The sequence below is a fragment of the Pseudomonas agronomica genome (assembly GCF_025917275.1).
In the GTDB taxonomy this organism is placed as follows: domain Bacteria; phylum Pseudomonadota; class Gammaproteobacteria; order Pseudomonadales; family Pseudomonadaceae; genus Aquipseudomonas; species Aquipseudomonas agronomica.
Genome location: NZ_JAOSHO010000340.1, coordinates 1 through 5,728, shown reverse-complemented (window position 1 = coordinate 5,728; position 5,728 = coordinate 1). Strand labels below are relative to the sequence as shown.

The following is a 5,728-nucleotide window of genomic DNA, read 5'->3' as shown; positions in this document are numbered from 1 at the left end:
TCATCCGCCTCAGGCCTGGCAAACCGGCGCCCCAGGCGATCGAAGTACAGGTAGATCACCGGCGTGGTGAACAGCGTCAGCACCTGGCTTACCAACAAGCCGCCCACCATTACCAGGCCCAGCGGTTGGCGCAATTCGGCGCCGGAGCCGGTGGCGAGCATCAGCGGCACGGCGCCGAACAGGGCCGCGAGGGTGGTCATCAGGATCGGTCGGAAGCGCAACAGCGCGGCCTGGTAGATGGCGGTCTGCGGGTCCATGCCCTGGTTGCGCTCGGCGTCGAGGGCGAAGTCGATCATCATGATCGCGTTCTTCTTGACGATGCCAATCAGCAGGATGATGCCGATGATCGCAATCATGCCCAAATCATTGCCGCTGAGGATCAACGCGAGCAAGGCGCCGATGGCCGCCGAGGGCAAGGTGGAAAGAATCGTGATCGGATGGATGTAGCTCTCGTACAACACGCCCAGCACGATGTACATGGTCACCACCGCCGCCAGGATCAGCAGCAAAGTGCTCGACAGCGACGCCTGGAACGCCTGCGCCGCGCCCTGGAATTCGGTCTGCACGCCAACGGGCATGCCGATGTCCTTCTGCACCTTTTCAATGACGTCGACGGCGTGCCCGAGGGCCACGCCTGGCGCCAGGTTGAACGACATCATCACCGCCGGGAACTGGCCGATGTGGGCAATCGCCAGTTGTGCCTGGCGCTCCTCTACCCGCGCCAGGCTCGACAGGCGGACTTGCCCGCCGTCGGTGGTCTTGACGTGTATCTGGTCCAGTGCCTGCGGGCCGATCTTTTCCCCGGACTGGGCTTGAAGCACTACGCGGTACTGGCTGGCCTGGGTGTAGATGGTGGAAATCTGTCGCTGGCCGAAGGCGTCGTAGAGCGCATCGGTGATGTTCGACACCGACACGCCCAGCCGCGAGGCAGCATCTCGGTCAATCACCAGGTAAACCTGCAAGCCCTTGTCCTGCAAGTCGCTGGCAACGTCGGTGAGTTCCGGCTGTTGAGCGAGCGCTTCGACCAGGCGACCGCTCCAGAGGCTGAGCAATTCGGCATCCGGCGATGACAGGCTGAATTGATATTGGGTGCGGCTGACCCGGTCTTCGATGGTCAGGTCCTGCACCGGCTGCATGAACAGCCGAATGCCCACCAGCCGGTCCAACTGCGGTTGCAAGCGGGCGATGATCTCGCTGGCGCTGTCGTCCCGCTCACGGTGAGGCTTGAGGTTGATCAGCAAGCGACCGCTGTTGAGCGTCGCGTTGTCACCGTCTACACCGATGTAGGAAGACAGGCTCTCCACCGCCGGGTCGGCGAGGATGACCTTGGCCAATTGCTGCTGGCGCTCGCCCATCGCGGCAAACGAAATCGCCTGCGGCGCCTCGGAGATACCTTGGATCACGCCAGTGTCCTGCACCGGGAAAAAACCCTTGGGCACGGCCAGGTACAACACCACCGTCAACACCAGGCTGCCCACTGCCACCAACAGCGTCAGCGGTTGATGCTTGAGGACCCACTGCAACTTGCGCCCATAGCCGGCGATCAACCAGTCGATCCAGGCACCGCTGGCCCGGTAGAAACGGCCCTGCTCCTCTTCCTTCGGCTCGCGCTTGAGCAAGCGCGCGCACATCATCGGCGTCAGGGTCAGGGACACCACCAGCGAGATCAGGATCGCCACCGCCAGGGTGATGGCGAATTCGCGAAACAGCCGCCCGACCACATCGGCCATGAACAGCAGCGGGATCAACACCGCGATGAGCGACAGCGTCAGGGAAATCAAGGTGAAGCCGATCTGCTTCGCGCCCTTGAGCGCCGCCTGCATCGGGCTGTCGCCTTCCTCGATGAAACGGGCGATGTTTTCCAGCATGACGATGGCGTCGTCCACCACGAAACCGGTGGCGATGGTCAGGGCCATCAAGGTCAGGTTGTTGATGGAGAAACCGGCCAGGTACATCACGCCGAACGTACCGATCAGCGACAACGGCACGGCCACAGAGGGAATGATCGTGGCGCTGACCCGGCGCAGGAACAGGAACGTCACCATGACCACCAGGGCGATGGCGATCAGCAGCTCATGCTGGACGTCGGTGACAGAAGCACGGATGGTCTGGGTGCGATCGGTCAGCACGGTCACGTCGAGGCCGGCCGGCAGGTTGTCGGTGATGCTGGGTAGCAGGGCCTTGATCCGGTCCACCACCTCGATGACGTTGGCGCCGGGCTGGCGCTGGATGTTCAGCAGCACGGCCTGGTTCTCGTTGGCCCAGGCGGCGAGGCGCTCGTTTTCGGCGCCATCGACGATCTCTGCCACGTCCTTGAGCCGCAGCGGCGCGCCGTTGGCGTAGGCCAGGATCAGTTCGGCGTAGTCCTTGGGCGAGGTCAACTGGTCGTTGGCATCGAGCATCGAGACCCGGGTCGGGCCGTCGAAGTTACCCTTGGGCTGGTTGACGTTGGAGGCGCCGATCAGGGTGCGCACGTCCGCCAGGTTCAGGCCCGCGGACGCCAGCGCTTCCGGGTTGACCTTGATCCGCACGGCCTGGCGCTGGCCACCGGCAATCGTCACCATACCGACGCCGCTGATCTGGGCGATTTTCTGCGCCATGCGCGTATCCACCAAGTCATTGAGCTTGGGCAACAGCATCGTCTTGGAGGTAATTGCCAGGGTCAGTACCGGGGTGTCGGCCGGGTTGACCTTGTTGTACACCGGAGGCGCCGGTAGATCGCCGGGCAACAGATTGGTCGCCGCGTTGATCGCGGCCTGCACCTGCTGCTCGGCGACATCCATGTTGATGTCCAGGTTGAAACGCAGGGTAATCACCGACGCCCCACCGGAACTGGTGGATGCCATCTGCGTCAGGCCCGGCATTTGCCCGAACTGGCGCTCCAGCGGCGCGGTCACGGCGCTGGTCATCACGTCGGGGCTGGCGCCCGGGTACAGGGTCATGACGCGGATGGTCGGGTAGTCGACCTGGGGCAATGCCGACACCGGCAGCAATCGGTAGGCAATCAGGCCGGCCAGGACAATGGCCAGCATGCTCAGGGTGGTGGCGACCGGGCGAAGGATGAACAGCCGCGAGAGATTCATGCGCCGCCCTTTTTCGCCTTGTCGGCTGCTGCCGGCTCAGTCGGGGCCGCGGCGCTCTTGCCCTGCAGGTGCTCGGTCGGCGTGGTCGGCACTTCCTGGCTGTCGTTGACCACTTCCACTTCGCTGCCTTCCTTCAGGCGGTCGGTGCCTTCGAGCACCACCCGGTCGCCGGCGGCCAACCCTTCTGTGACCACCGTATGCTCGCCATCGCTGGCGCCGATCCTGAGCTGTTTGATCGTGACCCTCTTGTCACCGTCCAAGGCATAGACAAACGTGCCGTTGGTGCCGAACTGAATGGCGGCCGTCGGCGCGAGCACCACGCCTTTCAGGGTGTCGGCCAGCAGGCGCACGTTGACGAACTGATTGGGGAACAGCGACTGGTCGCGGTTCTCATAGCGGGCCTTGAATTTCAAGGTGCCGGTGGTGACGTCGATCTGGTTGTCCAGACTTTGCAGCACGCCGCTGGCCTGGAGCTTCACATCGCCACGGTCCCAGGCCTCGACCGGCAGTTTCGCCCCGCTGCGGTAGCGGGCGAGCACGGTTTCGAGGTTGTTCTCCGGCAGCGTGAAGACCACGCTGATGGGCTGGGTCTGGGTGATGACGGCCAGGGCCGTGGTGTCGTTGGCCGCCACCAGGTTGCCGAGGTCGAGTTGCCGCAGGCCCACGCGCCCGGAAATCGGCGCGCGGATCTTGGTGAATTCCAGGTTGAGCTTGGCGTCGTTGACCGCTGCCTGGTTGGTCTTGACCGTGCCCTGGTATTGTCCCACCAGCGCAGCGGCGGTATCCAGGGTCTGCTTGGCAATGCTGTCTTCGGCGTACAAGCCGCGATAACGCTCCAGGTCCACTTGTGCGTTCTTCAGTTGGGCCTGGTTTTGCAGCAACGTGCCTTCGGCCTGAAGCAAGGCATTCTGGTATGGACGCGGGTCGATCTCGGCCAGCAGGTCCCCAGCCTTGACCATCTGTCCTTCTTCAAAGGCAATCTTCACCAACTCGCCGCCCACGCGGCTGCGCACGTTGATGGTGTTGAGCGCCGTGACGGTGCCCAGCGCCTTGTAGTAAAGCGGGAAATCCCCAGTGACCGCCGGTGCCACGCGAACCGGAATCGGCCCCGTCGCACCGCCAAAGCCTGGCCGCATGCCACCCGAGCGCCCCATATGCCCCACCGCGCCTTTCTGCCCTGACGCATTTTTCGAATCGGTGCTGGCCGGCCAGAATTTCCAGGCCAACACAGCAACGACCAATACGACAAACAGGCCGAACAACCAGCGACGGGATTTGCGGGAAACAGAGGATGGCATTGAATGGTCAACCATTGGGCGCGTGGGCTTCTTCTACAGGAGGCTGAACGATAAGCACTGGCGGGTATTTAGCAAAGCGCCTTTACCGGCAATTTACCTTGGGCTTACCTTTCGCATACTCGACTAAGGCGTTGAAACACAAATGAAAACGGCCTGGGCAGGCCAGGCCGTTAACAATTGTAATAAATACTTTATTTCAGACTAGTTATTTCAGCGCTGCGAGTGCCGCCTCGTAGTTCGGCTCTTCAGCGATTTCCTTGACCAGTTCGCTGTGCAGCACGGTGTCATTTTCGTCCAGCACCACCACGGCGCGGGCAGTCAGGCCTTTGAGCGGGCCGTCGGCAATGGCAACGCCGTAGTTCTCGATGAACTCGGCACCGCGCAGGGTGGACAGGTTCTGTACGTTCTCCAGGCCTTCGGCGCCACAGAAACGGGCCTGGGCAAATGGCAGGTCGGCGGAAATGCACAGCACCACGGTGTTATTCAGGTCGTTGGCCTGGGCGTTGAACTTGCGCACCGACGTGGCGCAGGTCGGCGTGTCGACGCTTGGGAAAATGTTCAGCACCTTGCGCTTGCCGGCGAAGTCCTTCAGGGAAACATCCGACAGATTGCCGGCAACCAGGGAAAAGGCTGGCGCCTTGGAACCGGCTTGTGGCAATTGACCGTTGACTTGGACCGGGTTGCCTTTGAGGGTGACTTGAGCCATGAACGGATTCCTTCTGACAGGTTTGAAAAATGGTGAGGCCGGAGTTAACCATGAAATGGTGCTCCGACCTATGGCTGCGCGAAAAAAGTGACGATTCCTACAAACGGGCTATTTCGCCTTGAGACGCAGATAGGACTGGTGCAGATCCGCCGCCCAGCCATCGATCACGTTCTTGACATCGTCGGGCTTCATCACCTGGGACTCGTTCGACAACGGCTTGCCCGTGCCCTTGCGCACCACCTGGGCGATCACTGCATTATTACCACCGTCGAGAAAAACCGCTTCGGTGCCCAGCGTGGTTTCCTGATCGCGAATGCCGCTGGCCGTACTGACCGCGGCTGCCACCAGGGCAATTGGAATCACTTCATAAGGCTTCAGCCCTTCGGTCTTGCTGCTCACTGCAGTGATAGCCGCCCGCACCACCAATACGCCCGGTCCGGGACTGGTCGCCACAGGCAAGGACTTGCCCGCCTCTCGCTTGAGCGCCTGGTCGTAGTAGCTGGTAATACCGGCCAAGGTGGCGGCGGGAATCTTCACGGTAGGTTGTGGCTTGGGGTAGAGCTGTGTCGGCTCGATATACACGCTGGAGTACTTGGCCAGATTGATTTTCGGATCCACCCAACGCATCACCTCCGCCCCCG

4 protein-coding genes are annotated in these 5,728 nt (G+C 62.1%); all 4 read right to left on the bottom strand.

Going from position 1 to position 5,728, the window contains the following annotated elements:
- Positions 1–3,083, bottom strand: a 3,083-nt coding sequence (locus OC610_RS20035) for an MdtB/MuxB family multidrug efflux RND transporter permease subunit (RefSeq protein ID WP_264430143.1), incomplete at its 3' end; no start/stop codon positions are given.
- On the bottom strand, positions 3,080–4,396 hold the full coding sequence (locus OC610_RS20030; protein WP_264430142.1) for an MdtA/MuxA family multidrug efflux RND transporter periplasmic adaptor subunit: 1,317 nt from the start codon (positions 4,394–4,396) through the stop codon (positions 3,080–3,082). The genes OC610_RS20030 and OC610_RS20035, both read right to left, overlap by 4 nt.
- Before the next feature lie 190 nt (positions 4,397–4,586).
- Positions 4,587–5,087 (bottom strand): thiol peroxidase, encoded by a 501-nt coding sequence (gene tpx / locus OC610_RS20025; RefSeq protein WP_198796996.1) that lies wholly within the window; start codon positions 5,085–5,087, stop codon positions 4,587–4,589.
- A gap of 108 nt (positions 5,088–5,195) precedes the next feature.
- Positions 5,196–5,728: DUF3313 domain-containing protein (locus OC610_RS20020; RefSeq protein ID WP_264430140.1), on the bottom strand; the 533-nt coding region annotated here is incomplete at its 5' end.

Excerpts from the sequence above, each read along its gene's own strand:
- OC610_RS20030 (WP_264430142.1), bottom strand. The coding sequence starts at position 4,396 with ATGGTTGACCATTCAATGCCATCCTCTGTTTCCCGCAAATCCCGTCGC.
- tpx (WP_198796996.1), bottom strand. The coding sequence starts at position 5,087 with ATGGCTCAAGTCACCCTCAAAGGCAACCCGGTCCAAGTCAACGGTCAA.